At 44.8% G+C, this 17,388-nt stretch carries 13 protein-coding genes and 1 riboswitch; of the genes, 11 read left to right on the top strand and 2 right to left on the bottom strand.

All coding sequences use genetic code 11. From position 1 onward, the window contains the following. Positions 1-35 precede the first annotated feature (35 nt). Positions 36-142, top strand: a riboswitch (SAM riboswitch). Positions 143-213: 71 nt separating this feature from the next. From thrA to E7Z59_RS00865, 7 genes are all read left to right on the top strand, one after another. After that, on the top strand, positions 214-3,624 hold the full coding sequence (gene thrA, locus E7Z59_RS00895; RefSeq protein WP_136334409.1) for a bifunctional aspartate kinase/homoserine dehydrogenase I: 3,411 nt from the start codon (positions 214-216) through the stop codon (positions 3,622-3,624). 22 nt (positions 3,625-3,646) lie between these two features. Continuing rightward, positions 3,647-4,825: a trans-sulfuration enzyme family protein gene (locus E7Z59_RS00890; protein WP_136334408.1), complete on the top strand. Its 1,179-nt coding sequence runs from the start codon at positions 3,647-3,649 to the stop codon at positions 4,823-4,825. A 291-nt stretch (positions 4,826-5,116) separates the two neighbouring features. Continuing rightward, the gene (locus E7Z59_RS00885; protein WP_136334407.1) at positions 5,117-6,118 is read left to right on the top strand and encodes a homocysteine S-methyltransferase family protein; all 1,002 of its coding nucleotides are present in this window, start codon (positions 5,117-5,119) and stop codon (positions 6,116-6,118) included. Continuing rightward, complete coding sequence (metH, locus tag E7Z59_RS00880) at positions 6,118-8,796, top strand: methionine synthase (RefSeq protein WP_136334406.1); 2,679 nt, start codon at positions 6,118-6,120, stop codon at positions 8,794-8,796. The genes E7Z59_RS00885 and metH overlap by 1 nt, the downstream gene beginning before the upstream one ends. A 25-nt stretch (positions 8,797-8,821) precedes the next feature. Continuing rightward, entirely contained in the window at positions 8,822-9,775 is a 954-nt protein-coding gene (metF, locus tag E7Z59_RS00875) for a methylenetetrahydrofolate reductase [NAD(P)H] (RefSeq protein ID WP_136334405.1), read from the top strand. Positions 9,776-9,800: 25 nt separating this feature from the next. Beyond that, the gene (locus tag E7Z59_RS00870) at positions 9,801-10,901 is read left to right on the top strand and encodes an acyloxyacyl hydrolase (protein WP_136334404.1); all 1,101 of its coding nucleotides are present in this window, start codon (positions 9,801-9,803) and stop codon (positions 10,899-10,901) included. After that, positions 10,898-11,656 carry a head GIN domain-containing protein gene (locus E7Z59_RS00865; RefSeq protein WP_136334403.1) on the top strand — a complete coding sequence of 253 codons (759 nt, stop codon included), beginning with the start codon at positions 10,898-10,900 and terminating at the stop codon, positions 11,654-11,656. The genes E7Z59_RS00870 and E7Z59_RS00865 overlap by 4 nt, the downstream gene beginning before the upstream one ends. Here the strand turns inward: E7Z59_RS00865 and gldA are convergent. Further along, positions 11,653-12,549 (bottom strand): gliding motility-associated ABC transporter ATP-binding subunit GldA, encoded by an 897-nt coding sequence (gene gldA / locus E7Z59_RS00860; RefSeq protein ID WP_136334402.1) that lies wholly within the window; start codon positions 12,547-12,549, stop codon positions 11,653-11,655. The genes E7Z59_RS00865 and gldA overlap by 4 nt on opposite strands. A gap of 311 nt (positions 12,550-12,860) precedes the next feature. Between gldA and E7Z59_RS00855 the strand changes: the two genes are divergently transcribed. From E7Z59_RS00855 to E7Z59_RS00840, 4 genes are read left to right on the top strand one after another with little or no spacing between them, the layout of a single operon-like run. Next, positions 12,861-13,685, top strand: a complete 825-nt coding sequence (locus tag E7Z59_RS00855; RefSeq protein WP_136334401.1) for a prephenate dehydratase — start codon at positions 12,861-12,863, stop codon at positions 13,683-13,685. Next, a complete protein-coding gene (locus E7Z59_RS00850) occupies positions 13,682-14,848 on the top strand; it encodes a pyridoxal phosphate-dependent aminotransferase (RefSeq protein WP_136334400.1) in 1,167 nt (388 codons plus the stop codon). Before E7Z59_RS00855 ends, E7Z59_RS00850 begins: the two co-directional genes overlap by 4 nt. Further along, entirely contained in the window at positions 14,845-15,702 is an 858-nt protein-coding gene (locus E7Z59_RS00845; protein WP_136334399.1) for a prephenate dehydrogenase, read from the top strand. Before E7Z59_RS00850 ends, E7Z59_RS00845 begins: the two co-directional genes overlap by 4 nt. A gap of 11 nt (positions 15,703-15,713) precedes the next feature. Next, the gene (locus E7Z59_RS00840) at positions 15,714-16,796 is read left to right on the top strand and encodes a bifunctional 3-deoxy-7-phosphoheptulonate synthase/chorismate mutase type II (RefSeq protein ID WP_136334398.1); all 1,083 of its coding nucleotides are present in this window, start codon (positions 15,714-15,716) and stop codon (positions 16,794-16,796) included. 43 nt (positions 16,797-16,839) lie between these two features. Here E7Z59_RS00840 and E7Z59_RS00835 read toward each other — a convergent pair whose 3' ends face one another. Then, complete coding sequence (locus E7Z59_RS00835; protein ID WP_136334397.1) at positions 16,840-17,307, bottom strand: hypothetical protein; 468 nt, start codon at positions 17,305-17,307, stop codon at positions 16,840-16,842. Positions 17,308-17,388 lie beyond the last annotated feature (81 nt).

The raw sequence follows: 17,388 nt of genomic DNA, 5'->3' as shown, positions 1-17,388 counted from the left end.
CGATCGTACAATATAGTTCATAAATTTACTGACTGAAGTTATCAGGAAAGGCGGAGGGATTAGACCCTGAGAAGCCTTAGCAACCCTTTTATATATAAAAGAAGGTGCTACATTCTACCTCCATCAGGAGGAAAGATAACACTCATCTGCTTTCACAGAGCTGTCTTTCAAGCTGACTTCGGTACTCCCCAGAAATGGGTAAAAGAAAAATATATGCCGGAATTGAAAGAACATCTTTTACAGCTCGAAATTAAAAATTTTCGAACCTTATCAGGAACAACCCGAAATGTTGTCCTGTCATACCAGATCTTTGGTCAACCCCTTGGTAAGGCGCCCGTGGTCATGGTGAACCACGCCCTTACAGGGAATTCTAATGTATGCGGCCCGGAAGGATGGTGGAACGACCTGATTGGGCCCGGTAAATGCATAGATACCTCAAGATATGCCATTCTTGCTTTTAATATTCCGGGTAATGGTTATGACGGGATATTAATTGAGGACTATCCGAATTTTGTAGCCCGCGATGTAGCCCGAATCTTTCTGGAAGGGCTGGAGCAGCTTGGGGTAAAGCAATTGTATGCCTTGATAGGGGGTTCGCTTGGTGGAGGCATCGCCTGGGAAATGGCTGCGCTTGCACCGGAAATTACCCGACACCTTATTCCTGTGGCCTCCGACTGGAAGTCGACAGACTGGCTCATTGCAAATTGCCAGATCCAGGAGCGTATCCTCAATAACTCCAGTGATCCTGTACATGATGCCAGGATGCATGCTATGTTATGTTACCGTACCCCGGAGTCTTTTAATGAGCGCTTCGGCAGGTCTACCAATGAGGAGCTTCATGTTTTTAATGTGGAAAGTTGGCTGCTTCATCACGGCAGGAAACTCCAGGATCGCTTTCAATTGGGGGCCTATAAGTTGATGAACCAATTGCTGAAAACTATCGACATTACCCGCGACAGGGCACCCCACTTCGGGGTGTTGGAAAACATCAAAGCCAATATTCACATTATTGGCGTGAATTCAGACCTCTTTTTTACAGCCAAAGAAAACAGGGATACCTATAAACGCCTGGCAGCGGCAAGTGACCGGGTAGGTTACGGAGAGATCAATTCGGTGCATGGTCATGATGCCTTTCTTATAGAGACCGACCAGCTGGCCCAGCATATCCATGAGGTCTTCAATCCTGAGGCAACCAACAAGAAACCCATCGTACTGAAATTTGGAGGAAAGTCATTGGCAAATGGTCAGGGTATATCGAACGCTGTTCAGATCATCAAAGAGCGGATACAGGAAGGTAACCGAATAGCCATTGTGGTTTCGGCCAGAGGAGAGGCTACCGATCAACTGGAGGCTCTTCTTGAGAAATCAGCTGCAAAACAATCGTATGCTGCAGACTTTGAAGAGTTTAGAAGCTATCAGGAAGCCTTAGGGGCTGCCGAAGACCTGGAGCCTGTTTTTAATAGGTTGGAGGGGCTTTTATCGGGGGTGCAACTCCTGGGAGATTATAGTGCTAAGGTTAAAGATGAGGTCCTGGCTCAGGGTGAGCTACTTTCAGGGATAACCCTTACAAAATTATTACAGGAGCAGGGAATTAATGCCCGCTTTGCCGATAGCCGGGAGCTGATCAAAACTACCGAGCATTTTGGGAATGCCCAACCCATAGAGCATTTGTCGAAAGAGAATATTATCAATCACTTTACGGTATGGAACGGAACCACAGTTAATGTCCTGACCGGGTTTATTGGTTCTAATACCAGGAATGAAACCACAACCCTCGGGCGTAATGGCAGTAATTTTACAGCCGCATTAGTGGCTAATTATCTCGATGCGGGTGAGTTGCAGAATTATACCCATGTAGATGGTATTTTTACAGCCGACCCTCAATGGGTTCCTGATGCTAAAAGAATTGCAGAACTTTCTTTTAACGAAGCCAATGAATTGGCAAACTTCGGGGCGAACATCCTGCATGCGAAGACCATTATCCCTCTGCTGGAGAAAAACATTCCCCTGAGAATATTAAATACCTTTAATCCCGACAGTGAAGGTACGCTTATCAAGGCAGATCCTAAGCAGAAAGGTATCAGGTCTCTTTCTGTACTTGATAACGTAGCTCTTATCAATCTTGAAGGAAGAGGCTTGCTGGGTAAAAGCGGGGTTGATGCCCGGATCTTCAGGGCATTGGGGAAAGAGAATATCAGTGTAAGTATTATTTCTCAGGGGTCTTCTGAAAGGGGGATAGGTTTGGTGGTCAACGCAGATCGTGCCACCGATGCCGTTATTGCTCTCGAGCAGGAATTTGAAAATGACTTTTACGCCAGAGATGTGAACCAGGTCTCGGTGACAGATGATGTGGGAGTGATCTCTATTGTTGGTCAGGACCTCAGTAACTTTCATCATCCGTATACGACCCTGATCCGGAATAAGGTAGTGCCCTTACTGTTTAATAATACCGTGACGGGCAAGAACGTGAGTCTGGTTTTGAAACAGAAAGATCTGCATAAGGCGGTTAATGTGATTCACGGTGAGATCTTCGGTGTGTCCAAAGCCATTAATATAGCTGTTTTTGGGCATGGTAATGTTGGAGCAGCTTTGATAGATCAGATATTGAATGCTGCAGAGAAGATAGAAAAGCGCAAAAAGATCAAGCTGAATATTTTTACGGTTGCCAATTCGAAGAAAGTGCTGCTTCAGGCCTCCGGAATAAGCAATAATTGGAGGCAAACAATGGAGGCCGAGGGAGTGGCAGCAGATGCCGAACGGGTAATTCGTTTTGCAGAGGAGCATCATTTGGGTAATCTCGTAGCGGTAGACAATACGGCTAGCAGCGATTTTGTGAAAAACTATGAGGCTTTTATTGAGGCAGGTTTCGACCTGGTCTCTTCTAACAAGATCGCCAACACCATGCCATATGGGTTTTACCGAAGGTTACGAAAGGCTCTTGAAAAGAATCAGAAACAGTATTTGTATGAAACCAACGTGGGCGCAGGACTCCCTCTTATAGATACCATCCGCTTGCTTCACCTTTCAGGAGAGAATATTACGAGGATCCGCGGAATCTTTTCGGGGACTCTGAGTTACCTGTTTAACCGATTTTCTTCTGAAGATATTCCCTTTAGTGAGGTCTTGAAGGAGGCCTATGAGAAGGGCTATACAGAGCCTGATCCCAGGGAAGACCTCAGTGGTAATGACGTGGCGAGGAAGCTGCTTATTCTTGCCAGGGAGCTGGATCTTAAAAATGAAATTGAAGAGGTAGCTGTAGAAAACCTGGTGCCTGAGTATTTACAGCAATTGGAGCTGCCTGAGTTTTTAAAGCGGTTAACAGCTTTTGACGAACATTTTCAGAAGCTCAAAGCACAACAGAAACCCGGGCATGTGTTGCGATTCACGGGCGACCTTCATGGAGATCTTCAGCGGGATAAGGGGATTTTAGATGTGAAGTTGGTATCCGTGCCGGAGGGTGAGGCCTTGGGGCAGGTAAAGGGTGCCGATTCCATTTTTGAGATCTATACAGAATCTTACGGAGAACATCCTGTGGTTATCCAGGGGGCCGGTGCCGGAGCTGAGGTAACCGCCAGAGGGGTGTTTGGAGACATCCTAAAACTCAGTGAACGAAATCAACTTTAATTTTCAAAAAAGACTTAGTGTAATGAACGAACATCATTTTGAAACCCGGGCGATAAGATCGCAACTCGAAAGAACAGACTTCCAGGAGCACTCCGTGCCACTCTACCTCACTTCCAGTTTTGTTTTTGAGGATGCAGAGGATATGAGAGCCAGCTTTGCCGAAGAAAAGGAACGTAATATTTACAGCCGTTTTACCAATCCCAACACCTCAGAATTTGTTGACAAGATCTGTAAAATGGAAGGAGCTGAAGACGGATATGCTTTTGCTACAGGGATGTCTGCGGTGTTTTCCACTTTTGCCGCCCTTCTCAACAGCGGAGACCATATAGTATCCTGTCGCTCTGTATTCGGGTCAACACATTCTCTTTTTACAAAATATTTGCCCAAATGGAATATTGAAACCTCCTATTTTAAGGCGGAGGAGGTTGAAAACCTTCCGGAGCTCATCAGGCCCAATACGAAGGTCCTGTATGCGGAAACACCTACTAATCCCGGGGTAGACGTGCTCGACCTGCAGGCACTTTCGCGAATTGCTAAAGAACACCACCTGATTCTGATCATCGATAATTGCTTTGCGACGCCTTACCTGCAGCAGCCCATTAAATTCGGTGCTGACCTGGTGATTCATTCGGCTACAAAACTTATTGACGGACAAGGGCGTGTGCTCGGTGGGGTTACCGTTGGAAGGTCAGATCTGATAAGGGAGATCTACCTTTTTTCCAGAAATACCGGACCGGCCATGTCGCCCTTTAATGCTTGGGTATTGTCTAAAAGTCTTGAAACACTCTCTGTTCGCGTGGAAAGGCATTGTGAGAACGCGCTGAAGGTGGCTCATTTTCTGGAAGGGCACAATGCAGTAAACTGGGTAAAGCATCCTTTCCTGGAATCTCATCCCATGTTCGAGGTGGCAAAACGTCAGATGAAATATGGAGGCAGTATTGTGGCATTTGAGGTGAAAGGAGGCGTTGAAGCGGGAAGACGGTTCTTGAATAATATCGAAATGTGCTCCCTTTCGGCTAATCTTGGAGATACTCGAAGTATAGTTACTCATCCTGCCTCCACCACGCATAGTAAACTCTCTGAAACTGACAGGCTGGAGGTGGGCATTACCGATGGTTTGGTAAGGGTGTCGGTTGGATTGGAACATGTTGATGACATTATAAGAGATCTTGACAGGGCCCTGGAAAAAGCTCCTCAATAATGTCTTTGAAATGATGATGTGCAAATGAAAACAAATCAAGGGTGAAGAAGATGCTTAGGAGCTCAGATGGTTGGCAGGGCGAAGGATTGTAGTTATCTTTGCATCTTGTTTTTTAAGCTGATAAAGATGTGGGGAAGCAGCCGGTACCGATCTATGAGATCAAAGCAGTAAGCCCCAGAAAAAAAGCCGTGTTTATCAGTCAGTAAAGAGGCGAAGTGAATAGATCATTTCCCGGCATGGTTGAGAAAAAAAGAAATTAAGGAAGGTGGCTTCTGATAATGAATCAATGATATGGAGAAAATTAAAGACGTTCTAAAAAACAGGATCCTGGTTCTGGATGGTGCCATGGGTACCATGCTTCAGGATTATCGATTTTCTGAAGAAGATTTTAGAGGAGAACGATTTAAAGATATAGCACAATCTCAAAAGGGTAATAATGACTTGCTTTCGCTCACACAGCCGGAAGCTATCGCTACAATACATGCAAAATACCTGGAGGCCGGGGCTGATATCATTGAAACCAACACCTTTTCGGGTACGACCATTGCCATGGCCGATTATCAACTGGAAGAGTTTGTCTATGAACTGAATTTTGAAAGTGCGCGCATTGCCAGAAGGGTTGCAGATGAATTTACGGCACGTAATCCGGAAAAACCAAGGTTCGTTGCCGGCTCTATGGGACCTACCAATAAAACAGCCAGTATGTCTCCCGATGTGAATGACCCCGGATTCAGGGCTGTAACATTTGAAGAGCTTAGGTTGGCGTATAAGCAGCAGGCTGAAGCCCTTGCCGATGGTGGGGTGGACCTCTTCCTGGTAGAGACCGTGTTTGATACCCTCAATGCCAAAGCAGCACTCTTTGCGATCGAAGAGGTGAAAGAAGAAAGGGGACTTGATATCCCGGTGATGATTAGTGGTACGATCACTGATGCCTCAGGAAGAACCTTGTCCGGACAGACGGTAGAGGCCTTCCTGATCTCAGTTTCACATATTCCCTTATTGAGTATAGGGTTCAATTGTGCTCTTGGAGCCGATCAGTTATTACCTTATGTAAAACGCCTGGCCAAGCGTACCGATGCCTATGTCTCGGCCCATCCTAATGCAGGACTGCCCAATCATTTTGGGGAATACGACCAGACCCCGGAACAAATGCGGGAACTGATCAGGAAATATCTCGAAGAACATGTGGTGAATATTATCGGAGGGTGCTGTGGTACTTCTCCGGAGCATATCAAGGCCATTGCAGAGATCGCAGAAGAATATGAACCCAGAAAGAATGCAGTGTTAGTGTAATGAATAGTAATAACCAAAAATATCTTAAGCTTGCCGGGTTAGAACCCCTGGTGGTTACCCCGGAAACAAATTTTGTAAATATCGGAGAACGTACCAATGTGACCGGTTCCAGGAAGTTTCTTCGCCTTATCAAGGAAGAGAAATTTGAAGAGGCTCTTGAGGTGGCCAGGGCCCAGGTAGAAGGAGGTGCCCAGATCATCGATGTCAATATGGATGAAGGGATGATCGATGGGGTAGAGGCTATGACCACCTTTCTCAAGCTAATGGCTTCCGAACCGGATATCGCGAGGGTTCCCGTTATGATAGACAGCTCTAAATGGGAGATCATAGAGGCCGGACTGCAGGTGGTGCAGGGAAAATGTGTGGTCAACTCAATTTCACTGAAAGAAGGTGAGGAGGAATTCATTGCACATGCCAAAAAGGTCAAACGGTATGGTGCAGCCGTTATCGTAATGGCATTTGATGAGAAAGGACAGGCCGATTCTTACGAACGCCGCCTTGAGATCTGTGAAAGATCCTATCGTATTCTGACAGAAAAAGTAAGCTTTCCGCCTGAAGATATCATCTTTGACCCTAATATATTTCCGGTAGCCACCGGCATGGAAGAGCACCGAAAAAATGCGCTGGATTTTTTCCTTGCTACAAAATGGATTCGTGAAAACCTGCCCCATGCTCATGTGAGTGGAGGGGTGAGTAATGTGTCTTTTTCTTTTCGCGGGAATAATGCGGTGAGGGAAGCCATGCATTCTGCCTTTTTGTACCACGGTATAAAACACGGCATGACCATGGGTATTGTTAATCCTCAATTACTGGAGGTTTACGATGAGATCCCTAAGGACCTGTTGGAGCATGTGGAGGATGTGCTCTTAGATCGAAGAGAAGATGCTACAGAACGGTTGCTTGACTTTGCTGAAAAGTTTAAAGGCAACGGAAAAATAATGGCGAAGGCCAATCTGGAGTGGCGGAATGATGTTCTGCAGGACAGGATCACCCATAGCCTTGTGAAGGGTGTTGATGAGTATATCGAGATCGATGTGGAAGAGGCCAGACAGCAGGTAGCAAGACCGATACAGGTTATTGAACACCACTTGATGAACGGTATGAATGTGGTGGGAGATCTCTTCGGCAGTGGTAAAATGTTCCTGCCCCAGGTGGTAAAGTCTGCCCGGGTAATGAAAAAGGCAGTGGCCTATTTGCTGCCCTATATTGAAGCTGAAAAGGATGATGAGGCACGCAGTGCCGGAAAGGTCTTGTTGGCAACCGTTAAGGGCGATGTACACGATATCGGTAAGAACATTGTGAGCGTTGTTCTGGCCTGTAATAACTATGAGATCGTTGACCTTGGGGTGATGGTGCCCCCGGAGAGGATCATAGAAAAAGCCCTTGAAGAGCATGTTGATCTTATTGGGTTAAGTGGTTTGATCACTCCTTCTCTTGACGAGATGGTGTACCTGGCCAAAGAATTGAGTAAACAGGACCTGAATGTTCCTTTACTTATCGGCGGTGCAACGACCTCAAGGGCGCATACAGCAGTTAAGATCGCTCCTGAATTTTCGGGAAGTGTTGTTCATGTTAACGATGCGTCAAGAGCCGTTACGGTGGCAGGGAATCTCTTGAACAGATCGACTTCTGAAGAGTATAAGGGGCAGATCAAAATTGAATACGATAAACTTCGGGAAGGGTATTTGAACAGATCAAGATCGAAAAGTTACCTCAGTCTTGCCGACGCCCGGGCAAATAAACTCAAACTATCCTGGGAAGATTATATTCCTGCTAAGCCTAATGTGTTGGGTGTTAAGGAGGTTAACGCTACTGTTGCAGAGCTTGAACCTTATATTGACTGGACTCCCTTTTTCCGCTCATGGGACCTGCACGGTAAGTATCCGGCAATTCTCGAAGACAAGGTGGTGGGCGAGCAAGCCCAAGAATTATTTGAGGATGCACGCGCAATGCTCGAGGCTATAAAAAATGAAGGCTGGTTTGATATTAAGGGAGTATTCGGAGTATTTCCGGCCAATAGTATCGGGGATGATGATATTCAGCTTTATGATGAAAAGGGAAGTCCTGCTTACAGGTTTCTGACCCTGAGGCAGCAATCTCAAAAATCAGGGAAGGTGCCTAATATGGCCCTTGCCGATTTTGTAATGCCGGAGGAACATGGGAAAGATCATATAGGGGCTTTCTGTGTTACAGCAGGCTTTGGGGTAGAAGAAAAGGCAAAGGCTTTTGAAGCTGAGCATGACGATTACAACAGCATCATGGTGAAGGCACTTGCAGACCGTCTGGCAGAGGCATTTGCTGAATGGCTGCATGAAAAAGTACGAAAGGAATTTTGGGGGTATGCTCCCGGAGAAGCCCTAAGCAATGAGGCGCTGATCAAAGAAGCTTATAAAGGAATTCGTCCCGCCCCGGGATACCCGGCCTGTCCGGATCACCTGGAGAAGGATACCATTTGGAAGTTGCTGCAGGTAGAAGATCGCATTGGGGTAACCTTAACTGAAAGTAAAGCCATGTGGCCGGCCGCCTCAGTTTCCGGGTATTATTTCGCACATCCTGAAAGTAAGTATTTCGGTTTGGGTAAGATTCTCGACGATCAGGTGGAAGACTATGCTGCCCGGCGCGGAATTACCGCAGAGGATGCCGCGAGGTGGCTAAATCCGAACATTGCAGCACAATAAAAACCAGTACAACGAACATAACTTCATGAAAGTTACTGACCACATTAAGAACGCCAACGGGAAAACACTTTTTTCCTTTGAGATCATACCTCCTAAAAAAGGAAGTAACATCGACGAATTGTATCGAAATATTGATCCGCTCATGGAGTTTGATCCGCCTTTTATAGATGTGACCACCTCCAGAGAAGAGTATGTGTATATTCAGAAAGACGATCTGCTGGAGCGAAAAATTACACGGATGCGTCCCGGAACCGTAGGCATTTGTGCAGCTATTAAACATAAGTATGATGTGGATACGATTCCTCATGTGCTTTGCGGAGGCTTTACCCGGGAAGAAACCGAATACCTTTTGGTGGATTGCCACTACCTCGGTATAGATAACGTGATGGCCTTAAGAGGAGATGCCATGAAGCATCAGCGCTATTTTGAGAAGACAGAAGGAGGACACGAATACGCGTCTGACCTGGTAAAACAGATACGCGACCTCAGGGAAGGTAAGTACCTGCATGATACTGCTGAGGCCGGAGCCATGGCTGATTTCTGTGTGGGTGTGGCCGGGTATCCTGAAAAGCACCTGGAAGCCCCTTCATTAGAGTCTGACCTTAAAAAACTCAAACTGAAAGTAGATATGGGGGCCGACTATGTGGTGACCCAGATGTTTTTTAGAAATGAAGCCTTTTTCGAGTTTGTGGATAAGGCCAGGGCCATGGGTATTACCGTGCCCATTATTCCCGGAATAAAACCTATTGCCGTTAAAAAACACCTGCAGTTACTCCCCCAGGTGTTTAAGATCGATCTTCCTGAAGAGTTGATCAGTGAGGTAGAAAAGTGTAGTACCAATAAAGAAGTAAGGCAGGTTGGAGTAGAATGGTGTATTCAGCAATCCCGTGAATTAAAGGAGGCAGGCGTTCCTGTTTTACATTATTACTCCATGGGAAAATCTGATAATATTAAGGATATTGCCAGTGCCCTATTTTAAATTAATAAGTTTATTTTTGACGGGTATGAGCCCAAATCGCCTGATTTTTTTCCTGCTTTCCTTCTGCTGTTTTTCGCTTTCCTTTGCACAGGAAGAGCGCAACAATGCATACATCGATGTTCAGTATTTTCAGGGAACGGTGATGGAGCATAATGTAGATATCCTTCACCTGATCACCGGGTATCCGAACGGGGTCATTCTAAGTTGGAATAAAAGGACGGACGGGTCTGAGGAGTGGCACGAATTGTACAATTATCCGGATTTTGGTGTTAGCTTTAACTATCAGGACCTTAAGAATGAGAACCTGGGAGAAAATTACGGTCTTTACGCCCACTACAATTTCTACTTCCTTAAGCGGAGTTTGATGTTCCGGATAGGTACCGGAATTGGTATGAGTACCAATCCGTATGACAGAGAAACGAATTACCGTAACAATGTGTACGGTTCCCGATTTCTCAGCGCTACCTATATGATGCTGAACTATAAGAAGGAGCGTATTATTGACCGATGGGGTATCAATCTTGGGTTGTCTCTGATCCACTACTCAAATGCCAACATCAAAGCGCCCAATACCAGTACAAATTCTATCGTGGCAACCATCGGGGCCAATTATGACCTGGATAGCGAGCCTATGACCTATGAGGAAAAGGGGGTGTCTCTAAAGTTTACAGAACCGGTTCGCTACAATTTTGTGTTCAGAAGCGGGGTTAATGAAAGTGATATTGTGGGCAGTGGTCAGTTCCCGTTTTATGTCGGGTCTTTTTATGCCGATAAGCGCATCAATAAGAAAAGTGCGCTGCAACTGGGGGCAGATGTTTTCTTTGCTGATTTTTTAATTGAATATAACCGTCACAGAGCTATTGCTTACCCCTGGGAGAATCGAACCGGCCAGGAAGACTATCGTCGGGTTGGACTTTTTGCCGGCCATGAGTTATTCATGGGTAAGTTGAGCCTTCTCACTCAGTTCGGGTATTATGTGTACTACCCCATCGATTATGAAGATGAGATCTACCATCGTGTCGGGATCAAGAGATATTTTGGAGAGGACTTTTTTGCCGCCGTCAGCCTGAAAACGCACTGGGCCAAGGCAGAAGCCCTGGAATTTGGAATAGGATATAGACTATGATGATGACCAAACGACTTTTTGCACTTCTTTCCCCCATGATGTTACTGGTCTTTTATGGCTGTACCAATGTGGGTGACTGCCTGACAACGACAGGTACTATTGTTCAGGAGGAATTGCAGGTAGCGCCTTTTGATCGCATCCTGGTAAATGAGGATGTTGAAATGATCGTTTCCCAGGGCGATGCCTACAAGGTGGTGGTGGAAACCGGGGAAAATCTGATTGGAGATTTCAGTGCTGAGGTGGTTGAAGGAAAATTGATCCTGACCATGGGGAATACCTGTGAGTTGATCAGGCCGCATAATATCACCAAGGTCTATGTTACCGCTCCTGATCTGAAGGAGATCGTAAGCTCTACACAATTTAAGATCAGTTCGGATGGGGTGTTGAACTATGAACGATTGAAAATTAGCTCGTTTACATTTTCAGATGACCGCTGGATAGTTAATGGAGAATTCGATCTTAATGTGAATGTTGGAGAGCTCAATGTTCTTGGCAATGAAATGGCCAATTTTGAAATAAAAGGCAAGGCCGATGTTCTAAAGGTTAGGTTGAATGATGGCAGCGTAAGGTTGTACGCTCCTGAACTTACAGTAAGGGCTGCAGAGGTACTTCATCGCAGTACCTTAAATATTACCATTAACCCTACCGAGTCGGTAACCGGGGAGCTGTTAAGCACGGGTGACCTTATCCTGGTAAATACTCCTCCGGTGATCGATGTGGTTCAGAAGTACAAGGGGCAGGTCATTACCAATTAATCTTCAGTAAGTTCCCTGAAAAGATTTTCCAGGTTTTTGTTTTTCTGGTTGAGCTGTAAGGTCTTTAGTCCGTTGTCATGGGCAAAGTCAAATACCGCCGGTCGCATATCCTTCGTTGTATTAAAATGAATGTGGTACACAAAGCCAACGAGATTCTTCACTTTTTCAACATGAGGCAGCTGCTGTAAAAGGACTTCTTCGACCCGATAATCAAATTCAACTTCTATGATCTGTTCCTGATCATCTTTGAGAGATTTTATCTCCCGATCGGCCACGATGGTTCCTTTTTTGATCATGATCACCCGGTCGCACATGGCTTCCACTTCCTGCATAATATGGGTAGAAAGCAGAACGGTTTTCTTTTTTCCCAGGTTGCGTATGAGCGTTCTTATTTCCAAAAGCTGGTTAGGGTCAAGTCCTGTGGTTGGCTCATCGAGAATAAGTACTTCAGGGTCGTGTATCAGGGCTGCAGCCAAACCTACCCTTTGTTTATACCCTTTAGAGAGTTGCTTTATTTTTTTATGTGCCTCAGGAGTAAGTCCTGTAAGCTCGATCACTTCCTGTACCCGCGAACGGTCACACCGGTAGATATTGGCATTGAACTCCAGGTATTCTCTCACATACATTTCAGGATATAGAGGGTTGTTCTCAGGGAGGTAGCCTATACTTTTTTGAACTTCCTTAGCCTGGCCTTCCACATCGTATCCATTTACTGTAGCCGAGCCGGAATCGGCCTGCAGGTAGGTGGTGAGGATCTTCATCAGGGTAGATTTACCGGCGCCATTAGGACCGAGAAACCCTGTGATCTCTCCCGGATTTAAAGCAATGGAGACATCATTAAGAGCCTGTTGTGTGCCGTAAAACTTATTAATATGTTCTGTTTTAATAGACATGCTTTTGAATGTATTAAGGGAAAAGGGTTTTTTTAGAATCCCAATAATATGGATAAATGCGTTGCGAAAAATATAAAAAAGACCAGTCAAAATAAATTAATCACTAAAAAATTATAATTGGGTATTGCTGTTCCGTATTAATTTTTACCTTAGTATCACTGAGCGATCAAAAATGAATATAACAAGCTATATCTGGGACTTTTTTTATTTCTTCTTTTATTATTTAAAAGGAGTGGAGGGGCCTGTATAGTATATTGAAAATAATAATATCAGATATGTAAGTCCCGGAGAACCGGGGCTTTTTTTTTACTATGAATCGAAAAATTGCCATACAGGGAATTCAAGGATCTTTTCATCATCAGGTGGCCCTCGAATATTTTGGAGACACTGAGGTAGAAGAGTGCCTTTCTTTTGATGAGGTCATCAGCGCTATTCATAAAAAGAAAGCAGGAGCGGCCGTCATGGCTATTGAGAATTCCATAGCCGGATCTATCATTCCAAATTACGCCCTGATCGATGCTAATAAATTGCATATCATCGGAGAGCATTACCTGACCATACATCATAACCTTATGGCAATGCCGGGTCAGAAAATAGAAGAAATTAAAGAGGTGTATTCACATCCTATGGCTTTGCTTCAGTGCAAGAAATTCTTTGAAGCTTACCCGCATATAAAACTGGTGGAAGATTCTGACACAGCCGAAGTGGCGCGCAGAATACACAAAGGAGCACTAAAGGGGATAGGCGCTATTGCAAGTCGGGTTGCAGCAGATATGTATGATCTGGACATTCTGGCTTCAGAGATCCAGACCATCAAGGATAACCAGACCAGGTTCGTGATCGTACAACCCACCAACTCGGTCATACCGGTTGAAAAGATCAATAAGGCGTCGATGAAATTTGAGCTGGATCATAAAAGGGGCAGTCTTGCAACGGTGTTGAACGTCATGAGTGATTGCAAGCTGAGCCTTACCAAGATCCAGTCATTGCCAAAAATTGAGACACCCTGGAAATATGCCTTTTTCGTAGATGTGACCTTTGAGACATATGATCATTTCAAAAAGGCCAAATCGCTGTTAGAGATCATGGCCGAAGACTTTAGAATACATGGGGAATATATTAACGCGAAACAATGATTGAGAAAGCACGCAGATTAAATTCGGTGGAAGAATATTATTTTTCCAAAAAACTGGCTGAGGTCAGAGAATTAATGGCTAAAGGAGAGCCGGTAATTAATATTGGGATCGGTAGTCCGGATATGGCTCCTTCTGAAGATGTATTGGAGGCACTTACCAGTGCCGTTTATGAAGACCGGGCTCACCAGTATCAGAGTTATCGCGGACTGCCGGAGCTCAGAGAAGCTGTGGCCAAATTCTATAGACGATTCTTTCATGTGACCCTGGATCATGAAACGGAAATACTTCCGTTAATGGGGTCTAAAGAAGGGATCATGCATATATCCATGGCATTTCTTAACCCCGGAGATGAGGTGCTTATTCCTGATCCCGGGTATCCCACCTATACCTCTGTAACGAAATTGGTAGAGGCGGTGCCACGATATTACGATCTGAACGAAGAGGGTAATTGGCTGCCTGACCTGGATAAATTAGAGCAGGAAGACCTCAGTGATGTTAAACTGATGTGGCTGAGCTATCCCCATATGCCCACCGGAGCCCGGGCTGAATCAGAAGATTTCGCCAAAATAGTGGCCTTCGCCCGGAAGCATAATATTCTGTTGGTCAATGATAATCCGTACAGTTTTGTTTTGAATCATGAACCGGTAAGTATTTTGGAGGTTCCGGGGGCAGAAGATGTTGCCTTGGAGCTGAATTCCCTGAGTAAGAGTTTTAATATGGCCGGATGGCGGGTAGGGTTTTTACTGGGACAGCAAGAGTATCTCGATGCCGTCTTGAAGGTAAAGAGTAATATGGACAGTGGTATGTTTTACGGCATACAAAAAGGAGCGGTTAAAGCTCTGGATCTTTCTTCTCAATGGTATGCCAACCTGAACAGGGTATATAAAGAACGAAGAAACCTGGTCTATAAGCTTGCCGATCTTTTGGGTTGTACCTATTCCAAAGAATGTGTGGGCATGTTCGTATGGGCAAAGCTTCCCGAAGGGGCCGAACGTTCAGAGGTCTTCGCAGATAAAGTACTTTATGAAAAGAACATCTTTATTACTCCGGGCACTGTTTTCGGAAAAAATGGGGAAGGATATGTAAGATTCTCCCTTTGTGTATCTGATGAATCCCTGAAGGAGGCTATCAGAAGATGTGATAAAAAGGATATTGTGATATGAAAATAAGTATAATTGGCTTAGGACTTATTGGCGGGTCTATAGCTCTGGACCTAAAGGAGGTAGGCTCTTACGAGATCTTTGGCTATGACAACTCGCCTGATCACCTTGACCAGGCTTTGGCTATGAGCATTATTGACGCTCCCGGCAATGCGCAATCATTGAAAGAGGCAGACGTGGTTGTTCTGGCCATACCTGTAAATGCAGCCCTTCGTGAGGTGTCTGACCTGTTGGATACTATTGGAGAAAATACCCTGTTGTTGGATGTAGGGTCTACGAAGACCCTGATCTGCGATAAGGTTCGTGATCACCGTAATAGAAGGAATTTTTTAGCGACTCACCCTATAGCCGGGACTGAGTTCTCCGGACCTTCAGCAGCCATAAAGGGGTTGTTTGCGGGGAAAACGAACATTGTTTGTGAGGTGGAGAAAACAGCTTTTAAACTTCAGGAGCGGGCAATGGAGATCTTCCGTCACCTAGGGATGCGGATTCGCTATATGGATCCCAAGGCACATGATAAACATATAGCCTATGTGTCGCACTTATCGCATATCAGTTCTTTTATGCTTGGAAAAACAGTCATAGAGAAAGAGAAGAACGAAAGGGACATATTTGATATGGCCGGCAGTGGATTTGAGAGTACCGTACGACTGGCAAAAAGTTCTCCGGATATGTGGACTCCTATTTTTGAGCATAACCGTGAAAATGTTCTGGAAACCCTGGAGGGATATATTGAAAACCTCCGGCATTTTATGGAACTCTTAAAGGATGAAAATTACAAAGCCATTTATCAGGAAATGGACAATACGAACAGAATAAAAGATATTTTAAAAGGAATAACCATAAACGCTATATAAACGAACAGGTAATGAAAAATACACCAGAACTTAGAACCTGGCTTGATGATCTTAAATTGGAACACCCGGTCGTGATCGCAGGGCCATGCAGTGCTGAAACCGAAGAGCAGGTGCTTGGAATTGCTCACCAACTTAAAGATACCGATGTAAGCTATTTGAGAGCGGGAATTTGGAAGCCGAGAACCCGCCCTGGAAACTTTGAAGGGGTCGGAGCCATTGGGTTGAATTGGTTAAAAAAAGCCAAGGAAGAAACAGGACTTAAAATAGCTACAGAGGTAGCTAACAAGGCCCATGTAGATCTTGCCCTGGAAGCTGACGTGGATATGCTTTGGATCGGTGCCCGATCTACGGTGAGTCCGTTTATCGTTCAGGAGATCGCTGATGCTTTGAAAGGAACCGATAAGATCGTTCTGATCAAAAATCCCGTGAACCCTGACCTTTCCTTATGGCTGGGAGGTATTGAGCGACTTGCAAAAAGTAATATCAAGAACCTTGGGGTGATACACAGGGGCTTTTCCTCTTATGAGAAAAGCAAATATCGAAACATTCCGGAATGGCAAATTGCGATTGAACTTCAGAATAGGTTTCCTGACCTCCCATTGATCTGTGACCCTTCGCATATCACCGGAAAACGGGATATGATCTTTGATGTTTCTCAAACCGCGCTGGACCTGAACTACGACGGACTCATGATCGAAACGCACACTGATCCCGATCATGCCTGGAGTGATGCTGCTCAACAGGTTACCCCTCAAACCCTGGTACAGATCATGAAGGATTTAAAGATCAGAAAGGAGTCAGATCCGGAAGGAGAGTATAATACACAATTGAATAACCTCAGAGCGCAGATCGATGTGATCGACAATAACCTGATTGATCTTCTCGGGAAACGAATGAAGGTGGCCGATAATATCGGGGAGCTGAAAAAAGATCGAAATGTAGCTGTACTGCAAACCAAACGATGGAATGAGATTCTCGGTAAGATGATCTGGGAAGGAGAGCAGCAGGGATTGAGCGAAGAATTTGTGCTTCGCATCTTCAAAGCCATTCACCAGGAATCTATCAACCATCAGGAAAAGATTCTGAAAGGTTGATAAGGGAAGAACTAAATTAAAAAAGCGGCAGAAGCCGCTTTTTTTAGTTTTCAGAATGGTTCGGTAACTGTCGTTTAAAGATATATCTTGTGATGAAGATTCCGTTTCCATCTTCTTTGCCCGAATCACTCTCTACAGCGCTGGTTACAAATGCGAGCTCCCATCCATTGGCAGTCATTTCATTGATTTTTGAAGTTACCAACGCATCATTGGCAGCTATGTTCTGAAATCGGATTCCTGCAAGATTATAGAAGTTAAGCAGTTTGGTCTCTTCAAAGTTTTTGACCCTTATTTCGTCACGATCAGCGTGGTTTCGTTCGTTGTTCTCTTCAGTTCGGGTACTTGTATAATCTTGAAAATTCTTTTCCTCCTCTGAGGAAATGAGCCTGGATCTTCCAAGTCCGGCTGGAACGATAGATTCTACACTGGTAATTATCTTGTATTCAAGATTTTGTGAATATCCGGTAAAGGCCATAGCCATTGTAAACAATGTTAGGATTAGCTTTTTCATATTTTTAAGGGAATAATGGGTTACTAGCTTAAATGTAAGTAATTTTACCATCGAATTTTCAGGTAACAGGTAAGTAAACAG

Source organism: Robertkochia marina (assembly GCF_004799345.1).
Taxonomy (GTDB): Bacteria; Bacteroidota; Bacteroidia; order Flavobacteriales; family Flavobacteriaceae; genus Robertkochia; species Robertkochia marina.
The sequence above is the reverse complement of the archived record's forward strand: the minus strand, read 5'-3'. Positions and strand labels throughout refer to the sequence as shown.

Bases quoted from the DNA above. Each gene is read 5' to 3' on its own strand.
- E7Z59_RS00835 (WP_136334397.1), bottom strand. From the start codon at position 17,307: ATGAAAAAGCTAATCCTAACATTGTTTACAATGGCTATGGCCTTTACC.
- gldA (WP_136334402.1), bottom strand. From the start codon at position 12,549: ATGTCTATTAAAACAGAACATATTAATAAGTTTTACGGCACACAACAG.
- E7Z59_RS00850 (WP_136334400.1), top strand. From the start codon at position 13,682: ATGATTGAGAAAGCACGCAGATTAAATTCGGTGGAAGAATATTATTTT.
- E7Z59_RS00855 (WP_136334401.1), top strand. From the start codon at position 12,861: ATGAATCGAAAAATTGCCATACAGGGAATTCAAGGATCTTTTCATCAT.
- E7Z59_RS00865 (WP_136334403.1), top strand. From the start codon at position 10,898: ATGATGATGACCAAACGACTTTTTGCACTTCTTTCCCCCATGATGTTA.
- thrA (WP_136334409.1), top strand. From the start codon at position 214: ATGCCGGAATTGAAAGAACATCTTTTACAGCTCGAAATTAAAAATTTT.
- E7Z59_RS00845 (WP_136334399.1), top strand. From the start codon at position 14,845: ATGAAAATAAGTATAATTGGCTTAGGACTTATTGGCGGGTCTATAGCT.
- E7Z59_RS00885 (WP_136334407.1), top strand. From the start codon at position 5,117: ATGGAGAAAATTAAAGACGTTCTAAAAAACAGGATCCTGGTTCTGGAT.
- metH (WP_136334406.1), top strand. From the start codon at position 6,118: ATGAATAGTAATAACCAAAAATATCTTAAGCTTGCCGGGTTAGAACCC.
- E7Z59_RS00890 (WP_136334408.1), top strand. From the start codon at position 3,647: ATGAACGAACATCATTTTGAAACCCGGGCGATAAGATCGCAACTCGAA.
- E7Z59_RS00870 (WP_136334404.1), top strand. From the start codon at position 9,801: ATGAGCCCAAATCGCCTGATTTTTTTCCTGCTTTCCTTCTGCTGTTTT.
- metF (WP_136334405.1), top strand. From the start codon at position 8,822: ATGAAAGTTACTGACCACATTAAGAACGCCAACGGGAAAACACTTTTT.
- E7Z59_RS00840 (WP_136334398.1), top strand. From the start codon at position 15,714: ATGAAAAATACACCAGAACTTAGAACCTGGCTTGATGATCTTAAATTG.